The sequence below is a fragment of the Enterococcus sp. AZ163 genome (assembly GCF_050498925.1).
Taxonomy (GTDB): domain Bacteria; phylum Bacillota; class Bacilli; order Lactobacillales; family Enterococcaceae; genus Enterococcus_A; species Enterococcus_A ferrettii.
In genome coordinates this window covers 1,834,881-1,851,788 of the sequence record NZ_JBIPAO010000001.1, presented here as the reverse complement: position 1 = coordinate 1,851,788, position 16,908 = coordinate 1,834,881, and the positions used below count along the sequence as shown (strand labels likewise).

The 16,908-nt window shown below is 40.9% G+C and carries 17 protein-coding genes; 1 reads left to right on the top strand and 16 read right to left on the bottom strand.

Features of this window, described 5'->3' with window-relative positions:
• Positions 1-60: 60 nt before the first annotated feature.
• From IGI46_RS08755 to IGI46_RS08705, 11 genes are all read right to left on the bottom strand, one after another.
• A complete protein-coding gene (locus IGI46_RS08755; RefSeq protein WP_429962940.1) occupies positions 61-207 on the bottom strand; it encodes a hypothetical protein in 147 nt (48 codons plus the stop codon).
• A 2-nt stretch (positions 208-209) separates the two neighbouring features.
• A complete protein-coding gene (locus IGI46_RS08750) occupies positions 210-1,022 on the bottom strand; it encodes a prohibitin family protein (RefSeq protein ID WP_429964944.1) in 813 nt (270 codons plus the stop codon).
• 207 nt (positions 1,023-1,229) lie between these two features.
• Entirely contained in the window at positions 1,230-1,979 is a 750-nt protein-coding gene (locus tag IGI46_RS08745; RefSeq protein ID WP_429962939.1) for an ABC transporter permease, read from the bottom strand.
• Positions 1,976-2,830, bottom strand: coding sequence for an ABC transporter ATP-binding protein (locus IGI46_RS08740; protein ID WP_429962938.1), 855 nt, complete (start codon positions 2,828-2,830; stop codon positions 1,976-1,978). Before IGI46_RS08740 ends, IGI46_RS08745 begins: the two co-directional genes overlap by 4 nt.
• A gap of 177 nt (positions 2,831-3,007) precedes the next feature.
• The gene (locus tag IGI46_RS08735; protein ID WP_429973246.1) at positions 3,008-3,976 is read right to left on the bottom strand and encodes a LytTR family transcriptional regulator DNA-binding domain-containing protein; all 969 of its coding nucleotides are present in this window, start codon (positions 3,974-3,976) and stop codon (positions 3,008-3,010) included.
• A gap of 166 nt (positions 3,977-4,142) precedes the next feature.
• Entirely contained in the window at positions 4,143-5,441 is a 1,299-nt protein-coding gene (asnS, locus tag IGI46_RS08730) for an asparagine--tRNA ligase (protein ID WP_429962936.1), read from the bottom strand.
• Positions 5,442-5,478: 37 nt separating this feature from the next.
• Complete coding sequence (locus tag IGI46_RS08725) at positions 5,479-6,666, bottom strand: pyridoxal phosphate-dependent aminotransferase (protein ID WP_429962935.1); 1,188 nt, start codon at positions 6,664-6,666, stop codon at positions 5,479-5,481.
• A gap of 24 nt (positions 6,667-6,690) precedes the next feature.
• On the bottom strand, positions 6,691-7,179 hold the full coding sequence (locus IGI46_RS08720) for a DUF5590 domain-containing protein (protein WP_429962934.1): 489 nt from the start codon (positions 7,177-7,179) through the stop codon (positions 6,691-6,693).
• 53 nt (positions 7,180-7,232) lie between these two features.
• Entirely contained in the window at positions 7,233-9,986 is a 2,754-nt protein-coding gene (locus IGI46_RS08715) for a helicase C-terminal domain-containing protein (protein WP_429973245.1), read from the bottom strand.
• Between the two features lie 401 nt (positions 9,987-10,387).
• On the bottom strand, positions 10,388-10,588 hold the full coding sequence (locus IGI46_RS08710; protein ID WP_010755600.1) for a cold-shock protein: 201 nt from the start codon (positions 10,586-10,588) through the stop codon (positions 10,388-10,390).
• Between the two features lie 171 nt (positions 10,589-10,759).
• Entirely contained in the window at positions 10,760-11,881 is a 1,122-nt protein-coding gene (locus IGI46_RS08705; RefSeq protein ID WP_429962932.1) for a hypothetical protein, read from the bottom strand.
• A 543-nt stretch (positions 11,882-12,424) separates the two neighbouring features.
• Between IGI46_RS08705 and IGI46_RS08700 the strand changes: the two genes are divergently transcribed.
• A complete protein-coding gene (locus IGI46_RS08700; protein WP_429973244.1) occupies positions 12,425-12,973 on the top strand; it encodes a PH domain-containing protein in 549 nt (182 codons plus the stop codon).
• Positions 12,974-13,022: 49 nt separating this feature from the next.
• Here IGI46_RS08700 and IGI46_RS08695 read toward each other — a convergent pair whose 3' ends face one another.
• The 5 genes from IGI46_RS08695 to IGI46_RS08675 all read right to left on the bottom strand — a co-directional run bounded on the left by IGI46_RS08695 (position 13,023) and on the right by IGI46_RS08675 (position 16,882).
• Positions 13,023-13,364: a P-II family nitrogen regulator gene (locus IGI46_RS08695; RefSeq protein WP_429962930.1), complete on the bottom strand. Its 342-nt coding sequence runs from the start codon at positions 13,362-13,364 to the stop codon at positions 13,023-13,025.
• A gap of 15 nt (positions 13,365-13,379) precedes the next feature.
• Positions 13,380-14,594, bottom strand: coding sequence for an ammonium transporter (locus IGI46_RS08690; RefSeq protein WP_429962929.1), 1,215 nt, complete (start codon positions 14,592-14,594; stop codon positions 13,380-13,382).
• Positions 14,595-14,805: 211 nt separating this feature from the next.
• Positions 14,806-15,663: a 16S rRNA (cytidine(1402)-2'-O)-methyltransferase gene (rsmI, locus tag IGI46_RS08685; protein WP_429962928.1), complete on the bottom strand. Its 858-nt coding sequence runs from the start codon at positions 15,661-15,663 to the stop codon at positions 14,806-14,808.
• A 51-nt stretch (positions 15,664-15,714) separates the two neighbouring features.
• Positions 15,715-16,065, bottom strand: a complete 351-nt coding sequence (locus tag IGI46_RS08680; protein ID WP_207705287.1) for a DNA replication initiation control protein YabA — start codon at positions 16,063-16,065, stop codon at positions 15,715-15,717.
• A complete protein-coding gene (locus IGI46_RS08675; RefSeq protein WP_207705279.1) occupies positions 16,058-16,882 on the bottom strand; it encodes a PSP1 domain-containing protein in 825 nt (274 codons plus the stop codon). The genes IGI46_RS08680 and IGI46_RS08675 overlap by 8 nt, the downstream gene beginning before the upstream one ends.
• Positions 16,883-16,908: the final 26 nt, after the last annotated feature.

Sequence of the window (16,908 nt, the reverse complement as noted above, 5' to 3'; positions counted from 1 at the left end):
TCTTCTATTAAATAGCTTTCCAGCTTTGGAATGCTAACCTCTTCTGAATAACTCAGCTTTTTAAAAGTCTTGCCACTTATCTGGATCATCTTCCTTCTCTTCATCACTTTTCTTTGTATCCTTTTTAATGAAAAAAAAGTAAATAATATAGGATGCACCCCCAGCTAAAATCAAGGCAATCAGAATTTTACTAATAAAAAAGCCCATGATTACTCACCTTGTTGCGTTACAACTGTATCTGTTCCGTTAACTGTAACCCAACCATGTTTCTTTCTAGCCTGAGCTTCTTCATAGCGGATTAGTTCATCAGTCACCGATTCAGCAATTTTTTGGTTCGCTGCAGCCTCAGCTTCGGCTGCTTTAGTCTTTTTATAAGCTTCACTATCAGCTTGAGTTTTAGCTGTTTCTGCATCAAGCTTGGCTTTTTCGTTTTCTTGGCCGGCACGAATAATAGCATCAATGGATTTTTGGGTTTCCGGATCGACGTCAGGAACACCTAGGGTTACATCTTCTACTTCAAAACCCTTTCCTTCTACTGATTTTGCAAAATTCGTCAGTACCTCAGCTTCCACCTTAGAGGACTCGCCGGAAAGAATATCTAGTAAACTGTATTTTGCATAGACTTCTCGAGAAACCTTTTGGAGTTTTGATTTTAACCAGCCATTTTCGATATCCGTACTGGTAATATTTCCAAATTCCTTATACATTTTCGCAGCCTTAGTTGAATCTACCTTGTAATCGTATTTAATATTGATGGAGGTTTTCTTGCCATCACTAGTTGACACCGAAACATTTTCAGCCTGAATCGTCTGTAGGCGAATCGGGTATTGAATGACCTTGTCGATACCAACAAACTTCACCCCTTGTGTCAGGGCCTGATCTTTGATTCCACCGTTCATTGAGTAGCGAACACCCACGTATCCGTTATCAATTCTCTCGAAGAATTTTAAAGCCGCAACAACGCCCACTACGACAACAACCAAAAAGATTATTATCCCCTTAAATCCTTTTGAATTTTTCATTTCAGTCATTTTTGGTTTTTTATCTTGTTTCATTTAAGAATCCCCTTTACTCCCCAATATATAAAAAATGGTCATCGCAACAGCTTACGATGACGTAATTTGAGAATACCATAAATTGCTTTAAAGAAGAATACTATTTTGTGAAAAACAAAACAGAGAACGAATAGTTTACGATAGCTCTTTTATAAAATCATTTATTTTTCGCCCTTACTCTCCATCCAACCCATTCTTTTTATAGGCATAGATAAACACTCCAAAGCTAACCACCAACCAAGCAATTAAAACGAGAATATCTTTACTGTTCCATTGATAACCATCACCAGAAAATGCCTGATCAGCAAATTGACTGATTACGCCTGAATAAACGTAGCTGACTACCTTTGCCAAGGTAGGATTAAAAATACGAAACATCGGTGCTAGGGTAAGCGATAGTAAAATTGGCATGCCAATCAGACTTGATTGCATTTGGCCTTTAGCATAAATACCGATAACATAACCGATCAAAATACTAATTAGACTACCCACCGTAGTTAGTATCAGATAGGCACCTAACTGGATTTCTCCAAACGAAGCACCACTGACAGGTATTAACAGAAGATTAACGATTATCAGGATCATTAATGAAGGCAGCATACTACCGATAAAAAATTCTGCTCCATTTACTGATGAAGTCATTAATACGCGCAGAGTATTTTTCTCTTTTTCTTCGGCTAGTGGATGACTGCTCATCATGATACCACCCATAATAATATTAAACATCAGTCCAAAGCTTAGCAAAAATGAATCTTTAGAGAAGTGCATTCCACCTTCTGTGGCGTCCACCTCCGGCATCATTGCCTTCATCACTATGACAAAACCGATCGCCATAAAAGGAGCAACCATAATACTCATATTGCGTACGATCGACTGCAGCTTCATCACGAAGATGGCATCGATTTTTCTAATGGATAATTTCATACTAGTTCCCTCCCAGTTACTTCTAAAAAGACTTTTTCTAGCGTTGGTTCGCAGGAATGAATGGCTGCCAGGCTGTCTTCTGCCAGCCATTGATCAATTTTAGCTCTCGTTTCATTCGAATGAGCCAAGGTTAGCTCCTTCCCATTCTTCAATGTTATCTGATAGAACTTGTCACGATTGAATTTTAGACACAGCTCTTTTGGACTGCCACTCTCCACAATGAGTCCGTCATTCAGTAAAGCGACTTGATCACATAATTTAGCGGCTTCTTCCATATTATGAGTGGTTAAAAAGATGGCTGTTCCTTTTTGCTTTAATTCCAACAGTAATTGATAGACTGCTTCTGAGGTACTGGGATCAAGTCCGCTGGTTGGTTCATCCAAGAATAGAACCTTGGGCTCGTGTAAAATGGCTCGGGCTAAAACTAAACGTTGCTTCATCCCTTTTGACAGCTTACCAGCCAGCTTTTTCTTGTGCTCCAACAAGCCGACCTTTTGCAGCAGCAGCTCAACGCGTTTTTTATCAATTCCCAATATCCGAGCGAAAAAGCTCAGATTTTGATAAACGCTCATCTTCTCATATAACCCGCTGTTGTCAGTAATGATGCCGATTTGCTGGTAGATCGTCTCATTGATTTGTTCAACCGGTTTCCCTAAGACTGAGGCTTTGCCGGCACTTTGAGTAAGCTGTCCAGTCAATATTTTGATGGTTGTGGTTTTCCCTGCTCCTGATGGGCCTAAGAATCCAAAAATTTCACCTGGTTGTACAGAAAAGCTTAAGTCTTTTAAGGCTGTTTCCTTTCTAAATTGTTTTGCTAAATGATCCACTTGAATCACGGATGAATTTTCCATGCTGATTCTGCTCCTTCACTAGTATCAATTAAGCAGTCGCTGTTTTCGACTTCTCTAACACCTATCTTAGCGAAGGAAATGGAAAAAGACGTAAAAAACGGGCGAATTGTACTCCATTTCGCCCCAAATGTACGAAATACAGGCTGAAAATAAGCAATTCCAACCTGAATTGTACCTTTATCCTTCAATTAATTGCTTCATTTCCTCCAAACGAGTTCGAGATAACGGAAGCTTGTTAGTAGAGTTTCCTTTCAGAATAAGCGTATAACTATTTTTAGAATAGCTGATTAGTTCAGAAATTCTTTGCAGATTTACCAGATACGAGCGGTGACAACGGAAGAAACCAAAGTGTGCCAGCTTCTCTTCTAACTCAGTCATTGTTAAGACTGAAGGAAAATATTCTTCCCCAATGCGAATATTGCTGACACTATTAATACTTTCAATATAGTCAATTTCATTGGGACTGAAAAAGATAGTTTTGTCAGCTAATTTGCACGCGACTTTAAAAACATTCCTTGGCTGTAAATGGTGGCTTTCATTCTCTGATGTGGAGGGTGAATCTTCCGAAACCAAATCAGTTTTTTCTAGTCCAATAGTTCGTTGATAGCGATAAATATCTTTACTTAGCAATAACAACTCTTCAATATAGTAAGCAGTGAAAAGAGTCGCTATTTCTTGTTGGCGAATATATTCTAAGGCTCTTAAATACAGTTCGATTCCCTCATCAGTCAAATTCGTTAAGGGACTCTCAATGAGCAGCACCTGAGGCTGAAATAAAAATAGTCGGAATAAGCTAACTCGCTTTTTTTGATCTGGATTCAGTAGTTTCACCTTCGTTTGCCAAACATCCAGCAACGAGAAGGCTTCTATTTGCGGCTCCAAATTTACAGGATAATTGGCTATCTTTTTGAAAAACTTTAAATAGCCGCTGACAGTTAGATTCTCATACAACCCATCATCCTTCATTTCTGAAAGCAGTCCTGTTGTCTGACATTCAACGGTACCACTGGAGGGTGCCACTTTCCCTGTGATTAATTTAAACAATAGTTGACTTTCTTCATGGGTCATTTTGATGCCGACTTGATCATTCTTGTTGAGGGTCAAGCTAATATTTTTCAGAATGAACTGATTGTTTTTTTGTTTCATTACATTTTCGAGGTTAATTAAGTTCAACGTATCTCCACTTCCAATAATTTGTTTTTCTCATTATACCTGATTTTTTTGCCAAATAAGCGAAAAAAATTATCTTGCTGCATGCAGCGTTTGATAGACAGTAAAAAAGGCTAGGCAAGTTTGCCTAACCTTAAGCTGCTTATGGATAAATCCGGTTCAACAGACGTGGGAATGGACTTGCTTCACGTACGTGTTCGATTCCTGCAAGGAAGGTAATTGTACGTTCTAAACCAAGACCAAAACCAGAATGAGGAACGCTGCCGTATCTGCGTAAATCTAAATACCATGAGTATTCTTCTTCGTCCAGACCAGCTTCACGAATTTGTTCTAGCAAGTATTCATAATCCGTTGCCCGTTCAGAGCCGCCGATAATTTCGCCGTAGCCTTCTGGAGCAATCATATCTGCACAAATGACCAGATCTTCTCTAGTTGGATGTGGCTTCATGTAGAATGGTTTGATTGCCTTTGGATAATTCAAAATAAAGACTGGACGGTCAAAGGAATTGGCGATAAAGGTTTCGTGAGGAGAACCAAAATCATCTCCCCATTCAATATCCTCAAAACCATTTTCTTTCAATAATTCCACAGCATCATCATAAGAAATACGTGGATAAGGTAATTGGGTATAGCGTTTCAAGACTTCTTTGTCACGACCTAAGACGTCTAATGAGTATTCACAGTTATCTAAAACACTTTGTACCAGGTAAGCCACGTATTGCTCCTGAACTTCTAAGCTTTCCTCCTGGTGCATGAAGGCCATTTCTGGTTCAATCATCCAGAATTCGATCAAATGACGGCGAGTTTTAGATTTCTCTGCTCGGAAGGTTGGTCCGAATGAGAAGACTTTCCCCAATGCCATAGCAGCAGCTTCCATATAAAGCTGACCGCTTTGTGACAAGTAAGCTTTTTGATCAAAATAATTGGTTTCAAACAGGTCGGTGGTTCCTTCTGGAGCGGATCCAGTTAGAATTGGCGGATCAATTTTGACAAAACCATTGTTGTTAAAGAATTCATAGGTCGCACGAATGATTTCGTTGCGGATCAGCATGATTGCGTGCTGCTGAGAAGAACGCAACCATAAGTGACGATGATCCATTAAGAAGTCAACGCCGTGTTCTTTCGGTGTAATTGGATAATCATGACTTTCGCCAACGACTTCAATTGATTTGACACCTAACTCATAGCCAAATTTGGAACGAGTATCCTCACGTATTTCACCCGTGACCCAAACAGAGGTTTCTTGGGTTAAATCTTTGGCAAGCTGGAAGAGTTCCTCGCCAACCTCGTTTTTTACAACCACCGCTTGAAAATAAGCAGTTCCGTCACGAAGCTGCAGGAAAGAAATCTTTCCGCTAGAGCGCTTGTTGGCTACCCAAGCACCAATTTTTACGGTCTCGCCAACATGGTTTTTGGCATCAATAATTTGAATCTGTTTCACAAACGTCTCTCCTATCTTTTATCCCGAACCGTCTTTTTTACTTTTGACTATTTTCGATGAAACGTCGAATGCGAACCACTGCTTCTTCTAGATCCTCTAGGCTGCTGGAGTAGCTCATGCGAACATTTTCCGGTGCTCCAAAGCCTTCACCTGTCACAAGGGCAACATGCTCTTGTTCTAATAGGTCATTTACCCAAGTAGTTACGTTATCGTAGCCACCAAACTCCATAGCCCCTTTAATGTTAGGGAACAAATAGAAAGCCCCCTGTGGTTTCTTCAGCTCAAAGCCTGGCAATGCCGCAACCTTCGGATAAATTGTGTTCAAGCGTTCTTCAAAAGCGATGCGCATTTCACGAACAGTTGATTGATCTCCCAGTAAAGCTTCAAGTGCTGCAACCTGACTGACAGCGGTTGGATTACTTGTTGATTGGGAAACAATATCGGACATGCCTGTGATGATCTCTGCATTCCCAATCGCATACCCAATTCGCCAACCGGTCATTGCGAAGGTTTTAGAAACACCATTGATAATAATGGTTTGTTTTGCAATCTCGTCAGATAATGACGCCATATACGGCGCATGCTTGCCATTATAAACCAACCGTGCATAGATATCATCGGAAACGATCAGGATATCCTTTTCTACCGCCCATTCGCCGATTGCTCGCAATTCATCCTCAGTATAGATCATTCCTGTTGGATTAGAAGGAGAGTTCAGCAAAATAGCCTGAGTTTTATCGGTTAATGCTTCATCTAGCTGTTCTACTGTAATTTTATAATCGTTTTCCTGTTTAGTTTCCACCAAAACAGGGACGCCTTCAGCTAGTTTAACCTGCTCACCATAGCTTACCCAGTAAGGAACCGGAATAATTACTTCATCACCGGCATCCAAAATTGTTTGGAACAACGCGTACAAAGCGAATTTCGCTCCGCTGGTAACAATGACCTGGTTTGCTTCAAGATCCAAGCCATAATCGCGCTTAGTTACTTTAATGATCGCATCCTTTAATTCAGGAGTACCGCCGGCAGCCGTATAGAAGCTGACTTTTCCACTTTTAATAGCCTCGATCGCTGCTTCTTCAATATTGTCTGGTGTAGTGAAGTCAGGTTCGCCGACCGTCAATCCAATCACATTGTATCCTTTTGCTTTTAGTTCTCTTACTTTTGCGGTTGCCGCTAATGTTACTGATGATTCTAGGTTCTGCACACGTTTTGATAATTTCATCGCCATAACTCCCCTACCAAGTTTTTAACTAACGTTTTGTATTTCTTCACCGTCTTCAAAGGAAAACAGGTAATAACTGATGGCACCCTCTTGATCCTTGCCAGTAATTTCCCAGACCGGTTGATCTTTGAATTTGCCAAGATTGGCTTTTTCAATCATGATCTCCGGATGAGCGGCTTGCATTTGCTTCGTCACAGCGTCTTCTGTCAAACCATCGGCAGCGTCTATTACCTGGATATTTTTTCCGGACTTAGGAATAATCACGACAATTTCTTTTCCAGACTGATCCTCACCAGTAACAGTAAAGTACGTCTGATCGCGATTAAACCAATAGAAATTCTCTACCGTTTCAAGGTTAGCATGTTGCTTAGCTAAGTCGACTGCTTCTTTCTTCGCTTGCTGCATCGGACGGTTGGAACGGATAAACAAAATTGTTCCCGACACAATGATAATCAGCAGTATAGCAACTAAGCCGATGATCCATTTATTTACTTTTGATCTCCATGTATCCAAAAAGCATAACTCCTTTCAGATAAGCCCCATTATACCAAAAGAATTCATCTTCCTCACTCATTCTCAGTAGTTTTCTCAGAATTTAAAAATTCGTGGGTCTTTTCAATAATTTCTGGCAGACTAGCTTCTTCGATTGGCAGTTCTTTTGGTAAAGCCTTACGCAGCCGTTGACCATAACCAGCGGTTAAAAAGCGGCGATCCAAAAGAATCATAACCCCTTTGTCCGTTTCAGAACGAATCAGGCGTCCTAAAGCTTGCCGCAATCTCAAAGCGGTATGAGGGACTGCTTCTTGGAAAAAGGGATTCACACCCTGTTCCTCTAAATAATCGTTACGGATTTTCACCAGCGGACGTCTCGGATTTTCAAATGGCAGTCTCGTAACTACCATAATTTGCAAGACTTCACCAGGCAAATCCACACCCTCCCAAAAGCTGTCAGCACCAAACAGCAGCGCGTCTTCTGAAAGCAAAAAGCGTTTCAGCAATTTTTCACGGCTGCCGCCAATCCCTTGAGCTAGTACTTCACGACCTTCGTTTAACAAAGGTACCTTCAGGTGGTGATACACCCGATTCAAAATTTCATGAGAAGTAAACAAAACCAAAATAGGTCGTTTCTCAGCTTCAGCTAAGCCACGAATGACCTCCGCTAAATACTGAGCATAACGCTCGGATGAAGACTCTTGAATCGCAATTCCCTCATCTGGCAGGAAAAGCCGAGCCTGTCTAGCATAATCGTACGGACTTGGAATCACTTTTAATGAAGCATCTGGAATACCCCAGCGTTTCGGAAAATACTGACGATCACTGCCAGATTTCAAGGTTCCGCCAATGTAAAGAATCTGCTCATAGCGTTCGTACCACTTTACTTCCGGCAGCAACGAAGCAGTCAAATCCTGAAAATGTAAGGTTTGGCCGCGATCATCCAGCCAATGTACGTAACGAGCCGCCCATTGTTCGCAAAAGGCTTCAAAGGCCTCTTGCTGCTGATGCAAATCTTCAAACCAGTCAATAAACGTATTCCAGCGTGTTTGCTGCAAAATCGTAAAGCTTTCTTTATGGTTCATAAAATAGTTCTGGCATTGATTGGCTAGGGTTAGAGCATCCTCATATAGTCGCTCCACTCGCTGAATCAAATGCTCTCCAGTTACCGACAAAGTATCCATTTGCTCTTTAGAAATAATCGTTGAATCATTCGTTGTCAGCTGCCCCAACTCCACATATAAATCCGTTAAATCTTCAATTAATTCTTCGGCGATATCTTCCAGCAGTTCAATGCCATGGGAAATCGCCTGGTCTTTCGCTGCTAAATCTTGCCATTGTTGAAAAGCTGCGGCCTCCTTTAAACGATTGATTTCTCGTTGAATGTCCAGTATACTCAGCTGACGAGTGCTGACCCGCTCCAATACCCTATTTAAATGATGTGCTTCATCAATGATCAAATACGGGCTGGCTGGAAGCTGAAAAGTCTTTCGCTGATTTTCCTGAGCTAAAAAGGCATGGTTAGTAATAATAATGTTGCTTTGTTTTAGCTTGGCTTGACGATGGCGCAGAAAGTCAACCTGATAGAAGGGATTATGAACAACCAAGGTATCTAGTCCTTGATGCCCTATTTCTTGCCAAAAGGTATGGCGCAGGCTGGTCATATTTAATTCATCAAAATCACCAGTTTCGGTTTGAGTTAGCCAAACCAGCACAGCCATTTGATAAAAGGCATATTGTTTTTGTTCTGTTTCTTTCTGCAAGTTTTGGTAAAAACGAGCCAAGTCAATATAATGGCTGCTGCTTTTCATGACCACAGCTTGCAGCGGCTGATGCAGTAGCTGATTCAAAGCTGGCAAATCATGTACCAGCATCTGCTCTTGCAGCAACAATGAAACGGTACTGACAATCAGCGGTTTCTCTGGTGTTGCCAGATAACTCATAGGCAGCAAATAGCCCATGGTTTTCCCGAGACCTGTGGCTGCCTCTACCAAAACGTTCTTCTCAGTTTTCTTATTAAAAAAATCATAGACAAGATTCATCAGACGAGCCTGTTCTTTTCGAAAAACTAGTTGATCTTGATACAACCCCTCTTTGGCTTTCTTGGAACGAGGATAGGGCTTTTTCTCATAATAAGTTTCCTCATAGAGAGGGACTTTCTTTTTCTTCAGAGCCAAGCCGTGAACAATTTCCAGATTCGATGATAAAGGCGTAGGATGGTCCTTCATCTCCTCAGCCAGCTCGATTAAGTAATCTTGTGTTTGGAAAGCCATATGGTCAGATAAACGGATGATTTCCTCCACAGTCGCTAATGGCAGATTTTTGATCGTTTTTTCAATTTTTAACAATAATTGCGCCGTGACTTCTGCATCGCTGTCAGCTTGGTGAGGATTCTCATGGGTTAATTGAAATTCATGAGCTAAATCACTTAATCGAAAGCTTAAGGTTGTCGGGAAAAAGACTTGTGATAATTCAACAGTATCAATCCCAGGAATACGCAATTCAGGCATCCCGCAGCGGGCCAATTCATTACTTAAAAAGGGATAGTCAAAAAATATATTATGTGCGACAAAGATTGTGTCAGCTAACAGGTTATAAATAGTTAAGGCGACATCCTCAAAATAAGGGGCTTTACGAACACGCTGGTTAGTAAGGCCGGTTAGATGCTGGATCTGCTTTGAGATCTTTTGATCCGGGTTAATATCGGTGGCAAACCGACCGACGATCTTGCCAGCTTCTACCAGTACACACCCAAATTGAATAATTCGGTCGGTCTTTGGATCCGTCCCGGTAGTTTCGATATCAACAACCGCATAAGTTTTAGTCATACTGCCCCTCCTTCTTTAGCATTATAGCTGAATTTCAGTCTTTTTAACAACTTTCCAATTGAAGAAACAAATGAAAATTGAGAATTTCACATAAAAAATAGTGCCAGTTTAGAAACGAACACTATTCGTGGATTTATTTTGGTCATTTCACCAGCATGGTAATGATTGCTGGTGGAACATTGATAAACTCGGTTATCCATAGGCTTTAGCAAAGAATGTTTTACTAGTCCATGATTAAGACTGTCCTTTTTGTAGGCATTAACTTTTTACTTGTTCGATCATGAAGAAATCCAACTCTCGTAAATGCAGGTCTTATCTGGAAAAGCACTGTTGAAAGCTAGATATTTTACTACAAAAAAAGCCGAGTGCTGTTAGGCACTCGGCATAAATGTTGGTTTTAATTAAGCTTTTTCAACGTTTGTAGCTTGTGGCCCACGTTGTCCGTCTTCTACATCAAAAGTAACCGCTTGGCCTTCTTCTAATGTTTTGAATCCGTCGCCTTGGATAGCTGAGAAATGTACGAATACGTCGTTTCCGTTTTCAGCTGTGATAAAGCCATAACCTTTTTCTGCGTTAAACCATTTTACTGTACCTTGTTCCATGTTAAACATCCTCCTAGGATAAAAATTGATTTGTAATTGCTTGATTGGTGAATAAGGAAGATGTTGTTGGAAACAAGCTTACCATATATTACCGTACAAAAAACTACATTCATAACTATAACACAATTTGTTTGAAAACTCTACCATTAACCATCAAAAACGATTAATTTTTTAGAAGCGCAGGATTGCTAATAAGCTTTTTTCATCCGGTGCGTCCTTTTGATCTAGAACAAATACTTGTCCGCCATTCTTAATTACATGATCCACTGTTTCGTTTAATACTTGACGGCGATCGTATTCAGTATCAGGATCATCGCCAAAGCCAGGTGTCAAATTAGAGGTTGCGATAAACAGATGAGAAATCCGGCCTTCTTTTGCTGCTTGTACAATGTCTACCAATTGATCAATAAATTTCTTGTTCATCATGGTTTGGTAGCTGTCAGTTTCCTCAGCTGCTAGCTCAGCATTAATTTTTTCAGCACCCTTTTCAATATCACTTAAAGCTGCTTGTGCCGGGGATGCTGAAACGGCTGCCTTGTCTGAATAGAATTTATTTTTTGCTACTTTTTTGAATTGTGTTTGATTTTCTGGCAAGGCATAAAGATAAACTGGCAAGTTTTCTAGGTTATCGAACTCATTTTGCAGGAAACTATCCACAGCCTGGTAATAGTTTACCCAGTCAATCTCGACTTCTTCATCCTTGGCATTTACGCCATGGTAAGCCACGCCTTCCTTGGAACCTTGACCACTGCCTTGTGCAGAATAGTTTAGGTTGCCGCCAGTCAGTTCGTCACCAAGTGCTGTTACAACATCTACTGGTGCCCCTTTAGGTAATTCAACTTCCTTCACCGCTTTGTTTTTAACTGAATAAAGCTTCATAGAATCGCGATTCAACGCCATTAAATAGTAGGGATAGTTGAATTGTGTATTTTTGATAATTGCCAATAAATATGGCAGATCACTTACATAATATTGATTGTCTACTTCTATACTTAACCGATGAACATATAAATCTTCTGCAGTCATAATGATCGCAACACTTTTGCTTCCGCTGCGCCAGAAAGACTGATCGGCTAGTAGTCGTTCGATTTTTTCTTGGAATGGTGCAAAGCTTTGATCGGTATAGCGTTTTTCAAAACGCTGCTTCGCTTCTTTTGCAAAGTTCTTGAAAAGAAGTTGATCCTTTTCGACTTCTTGGTGTGCTACGTGCGTGTTTAACATGAATGTTATGAACGGACCGTTTGCTTCCTCTGAAGTCAGTTCAGCGAGTAATTTTTTACTGATGTTTGCCATAAATGAACCCCTCCTAATAAAATCTTACAAGCTCAGTTTAACACAGCTCCATCTTTACTTGAAATAATAAGTAGCGGGGCATTTTTCGCAGGATTTTATAAAAAGAGGAAAATAAATGAGCGGACAACCGTACTGCTCAGACTGTAACTAAATAAATGGACAAAGTACATCCAGTTAGATCTCGTTGGCTGATAAACTCTGTTTCTACTCCTAACTGAAAAAAAGAATATTCATTCGTTCCATTGAGCCCTTCTGAGCCCTTCTCCATCAATAATATAGTGGATGATGGAAAGTATCTAAGGCATTTCTAATAGATTTCTTAGCATTTCGATAAGCAAGTTTCATGATTTTTTGAAGCGTTTCCTTTATCATATAAGTATACCAATTATCCCGAATTGGTTTTTTCATACTTACTCCTACCAAGAGTAAATAACAACCTTCATTTCCACCATAGTGACGGCTATGGTGGTTTTTTTGTGATTGTTCCTCACTAGGTGTTTTGCTACAATGAGAGTAGCAGCTATCACCATGAGGAGGATACGCATGAGAACAGCAGAAGAAATGTACAATTATTGCAAGGACAAGGGCTATTTTTCCGGGTCTGACCGTAATTTTACTTTAAAGCTTTTTAACGTGATCGCAAATCACTTAGGCCAGGATGAGGATGTCGTGGTTTGCTTTATTGGCGTACATAACCGTAAATCACCGACTAAAGATGATGGATTTTATGGCTATGCCTTGACGAATCGTCGTTTTATGATGGGACAAAAGCGGTTGATTGGCGAGGATTTGAAGAGTATTTCGATAAGTAATTTACAAGATATGCAGTTGAAGATGGATTCTACTACAGCTACATTGACCATCTTTACTTCCGATAATCCAGTGACCATTATGTTGACCTCCCACGAAGCAGAGGATATCGCGAAAACTCTTAAGCACTATGCGAGAGAAGACACGGCACCGATTGAACAGGAAAAACCGCAGGGCACCTTAAGCAAAGCCGAGCAGCTATTGAAAATGAAAGAGCTGTTGGATGCCGGAATTCTTTCTGACGAAGAATTCGAACAAGTTAAAAAGGATATCTTACAATAAAAGCAAATACCCTAATGTATCAAGACACGTTAGGGCATTTGCTTTTTATTTAGATCGCTGCTTTACCAGATTCTCTAGTACGAATCCGAATTACTTCTTCAATTGGATAAACGAAGATTTTCCCATTGCCAAAATCCTCTGAGTGACAAAGATCAATAATCAAATCAATTACACTCTCTACTGCCTCATCGTCTAGGACAAAGCTGATATTAACTTTAGGTAATAAGGTAGTAATGACTTCTTGACCACGTACATACGACTTTTGCCCTTTTTGCGTTCCACAGCCTAGTACTTGGGTAACAGTCATACCGCTGATTTCAACTTCCCGATCAACGGCTGCTTTTAACTCTTCCAATTTTTCTTGACGGATAATTGCTTCTACTTTTTTCATACAGTTCCCTCCAAATTAAGAATCCAAGCCCATAAAAGTTGGGTAGGCATTTTCATCGTGTTCGATTTGATCCAAACCTACTGCTTCTTCGTGTTCTGATACACGAATCGGCATGATTGCTTTGATAAATGTAATAATCAAGAAGCTGGCAACTCCAGCAAAGACTAACGTAATTCCGATACTGGCAAGCTGTGCCAAGAATAGATCTACTGAGCCATAGATGAGTCCTGTTCTTCCACCTACAGCTGGATCAGCGAAAATTCCAGTTACAATTCCACCAAAGATTCCGCCTACACCATGACAACCAAAAGCATCCAAAGCATCGTCTAAGCCTAATTTCTGCTTAATGACTGCAATAAAGAAGTAGCAGAATGGGCTGACAAGAGCACCAATCAGAATACTCGACCATAGAGAAACAAAACCGGCACCTGGAGTGATGGCTACTAAACCAACGACTGCTCCGGTACAAGCACCAACAACAGTTGGCTTGCCATTCGCTAGTTTCTCAATCAGCATCCATGACAGCATCCCGCAAGCAGCAGCCGTATTGGTTGTCAACATCGCATGAATCGCTAAACCATCTGCTGCCAAAGCCGAACCACCATTGAAGCCGAACCAGCCAAACCATAAAAGAGCTGCTCCTAAAACGACAAATGGGACATTATGAGGACGATATTCCGTCAAATGGTATTCACGACGACGTCCTAGAACAACTGCTAATACCAAACCTGAAATGCCCGAGCTAATATGCACTACATTTCCACCAGCAAAATCAATTGATCCGATCTGATCTAAGAAGCCGCCGCCCCAAACCATATGTGCCATTGGGAAATAGACAATTGGCAGCCATAAAGCGATAAATAGAAAGATTGCAGAGAATTTCATTCTCCCAGCAACCGATCCCGTTAAAATTGCTGTAGTAATTAATGCAAACATCATTTGGAAGAATGCGAATAGACCTTCAGGTATCCCGTCACCCTCAGTCATGGATACACCATTGAAAAAGACTTTGTCTAAGTTTCCAATGAAGCTTCCTTCGCCGCTAAATGATAAAGAGTAACCGACTGCTACCCAAATCAGTGAGGCTAATCCCATTGTACAGATCACCATCATCATAGTGTTCAAAATATTTTTCCGTCGCTCCAACCCTCCATAAAAGAAAGCTAACGCAGGAGTCATTAGAAACACCATCGCCGAACAAACTAAAATAAATCCAATATTCCCTGTCATAACAAGCACCTCATCCTTTAATATGTTACATAGTCTAACATCATATCAAATAATTACCAGCGTTTTGCCACCTTTTTTTCATTTTTTTCTAATTTAGTGACTATCTACGTTAGATTTCCTTACATCAAGATTCAAACTTGTGGATCACTTATGACAGTTGATCGGATAATTGCACTGAATGAAGCAAAAAAAAGACCGGATCTCTCCGATCTTACAATTCATGAAATTCCTTGTATACTTCCTGTTTCTTCAGCTGATTACGCTTAGCTACTTCCTTGATCGCTTCTTTAGAAGAAAGTCCCTCTTCCACCAGATGCTCAACTTGCTCCTTTAAGCTGCCCTCCGGAATTTCTTCTTCTAGTACTTCCGAAGCTCCTGCTATCAGCAAGCAGCATTCTCCTTTTAAAGGATGCTCCGCTAAATAATTGATCACTTCCTGCATACTTCCACGAATGTATTCCTCATACAGCTTGGTCAGCTCCCGACAGATTACCACTTGCCGATTCCCTAAAACCTGCTCTGCATTCTTCAATGTTTCCTTCACCCGATGCGGCGATTCATAAAAAATCATGGTACTTGTCTGATTTTTCAACTGCTCCAGCTCTTTTTTCTGTTGACTCTTCTTCCGTTGCAGAAAGCCATAAAAATAAAAAGGCTGTGGGGACAACCCCGATGCAATCAAAGCAGTCATTCCAGCGGTTGCTCCTGGTAAAGAAACCACGGGAATATCTTCTGCAATACAGGCTGCTACCAGCTCTTGACCAGGGTCACTAATTGAAGGCATGCCGGCATCACTTACTTGGGCAATCATCTGTCCCTTTTTTAATAATGTAATCAGCTCGGGAATCCGTTCGCGATAATTGTGCTCGTGAAAACTTTTCTGCGGGACTTTAATCTCAAAGTGATTCAACAATTTTTGCGTATTCCGCGTATCTTCACTGGCAATTAAATCTGCTGATTGCAACGTCTTCACACTGCGAAAGGTCATATCCTCCAGATTGCCAATCGGTGTCGGAACAAGGTATAGGGTGCCGCTGCCGTGATTGCCATAGCTTCTTTGAATATTCACTCATTCGTCCTCCTTGTCTCATTGAAAAAACCGGAACGAATTGTCCCGGTTTCATTTCCCTTGTTTGCTCTCACGATAGATGACATCCAAACAAAAAGCACAAGGCTCGTCATATTCTCGTCTAGAACCATATAGCAGGTTGCAGACGTGGAAACCATCCTCATAGATTTTTTCCAGATTCATGCGAGAACGTGACAGTTCTTGTCGTTCATCGGTTACTGGAGAGGCTTTTTGATTCATTTCACGAACTCGTTCTCTTAATCGTTCGTTTTCCATTTCCAAAGTGGCATTCTTTTCGATTAATTCTAACAAGGCTTCCTTCATCTCGGCAAGCTCGGTTACATTATGCTGCATTTCTTGCTCTAATCGGTTCAGCCCGTCATAAAGTGAACGTCTATCCATCATTACTATCACCTGCTTTTGCTGCCTGCAGCTCACTGTAATCATACTCAATAGCGGTTTCCCGTCCAGGCAGACGAACTTTAATTACGCGACTCAGTAAGTTTAGGCCCACTACCCGACCCTTACCGTCTGGCGTCTGCACTTCTTTTCCATAGTCTGGCAATTCCCGTTTCGCCGCTTCATATTCATTGTTTTCATACTTCAAGCAGCACATTAAGCGGCCGCACAAGCCTGAAATTTTGGTTGGGTTTAAGGACAAGCCTTGATCTTTAGCCATTTTAATCGACACTGGAATAAAATCTCCCAAGAAGGTCGAACAGCACAACGGTCGGCCGCATGGACCAATCCCGCCTAGAATTTTCGCCTCATCACGAACACCAATCTGACGAAGTTCTATCCGGGTGCGGAACACCGAAGCCAGATCCTTCACCAATTCACGAAAATCTACTCGACCATCCGCAGTGAAATAGAAGATCATTTTGCTGCGATCAAAGGTATACTCCACTTGGATCAGCTTCATTTCCAGTTCGTGATCACGGATTTTTTCTTTGGCTACTTTAAAGGCTGCTTGTGCATCGCGTTCGTTCTCTGACGCTTTTTGCAGTTCCTTTTCCGAAGCTTTATGCAAAATTGTTTTCAAATCATCAGATAAATCACTGGAGTCCATATCTAGCTTAGGGACGGCTACAGTGGCGATCTGATGCGCTTGCTGTGATTCAACTAATACTTTTTCATTGTAATAGTATTCGTTTTTGCCTGGTGCATAATAGTAAATATGTCCAGCTTCGCGAAAACGGACACCGACAACTTCAACCATTGGTCTCCCTACTCTCTGTAAAAAAT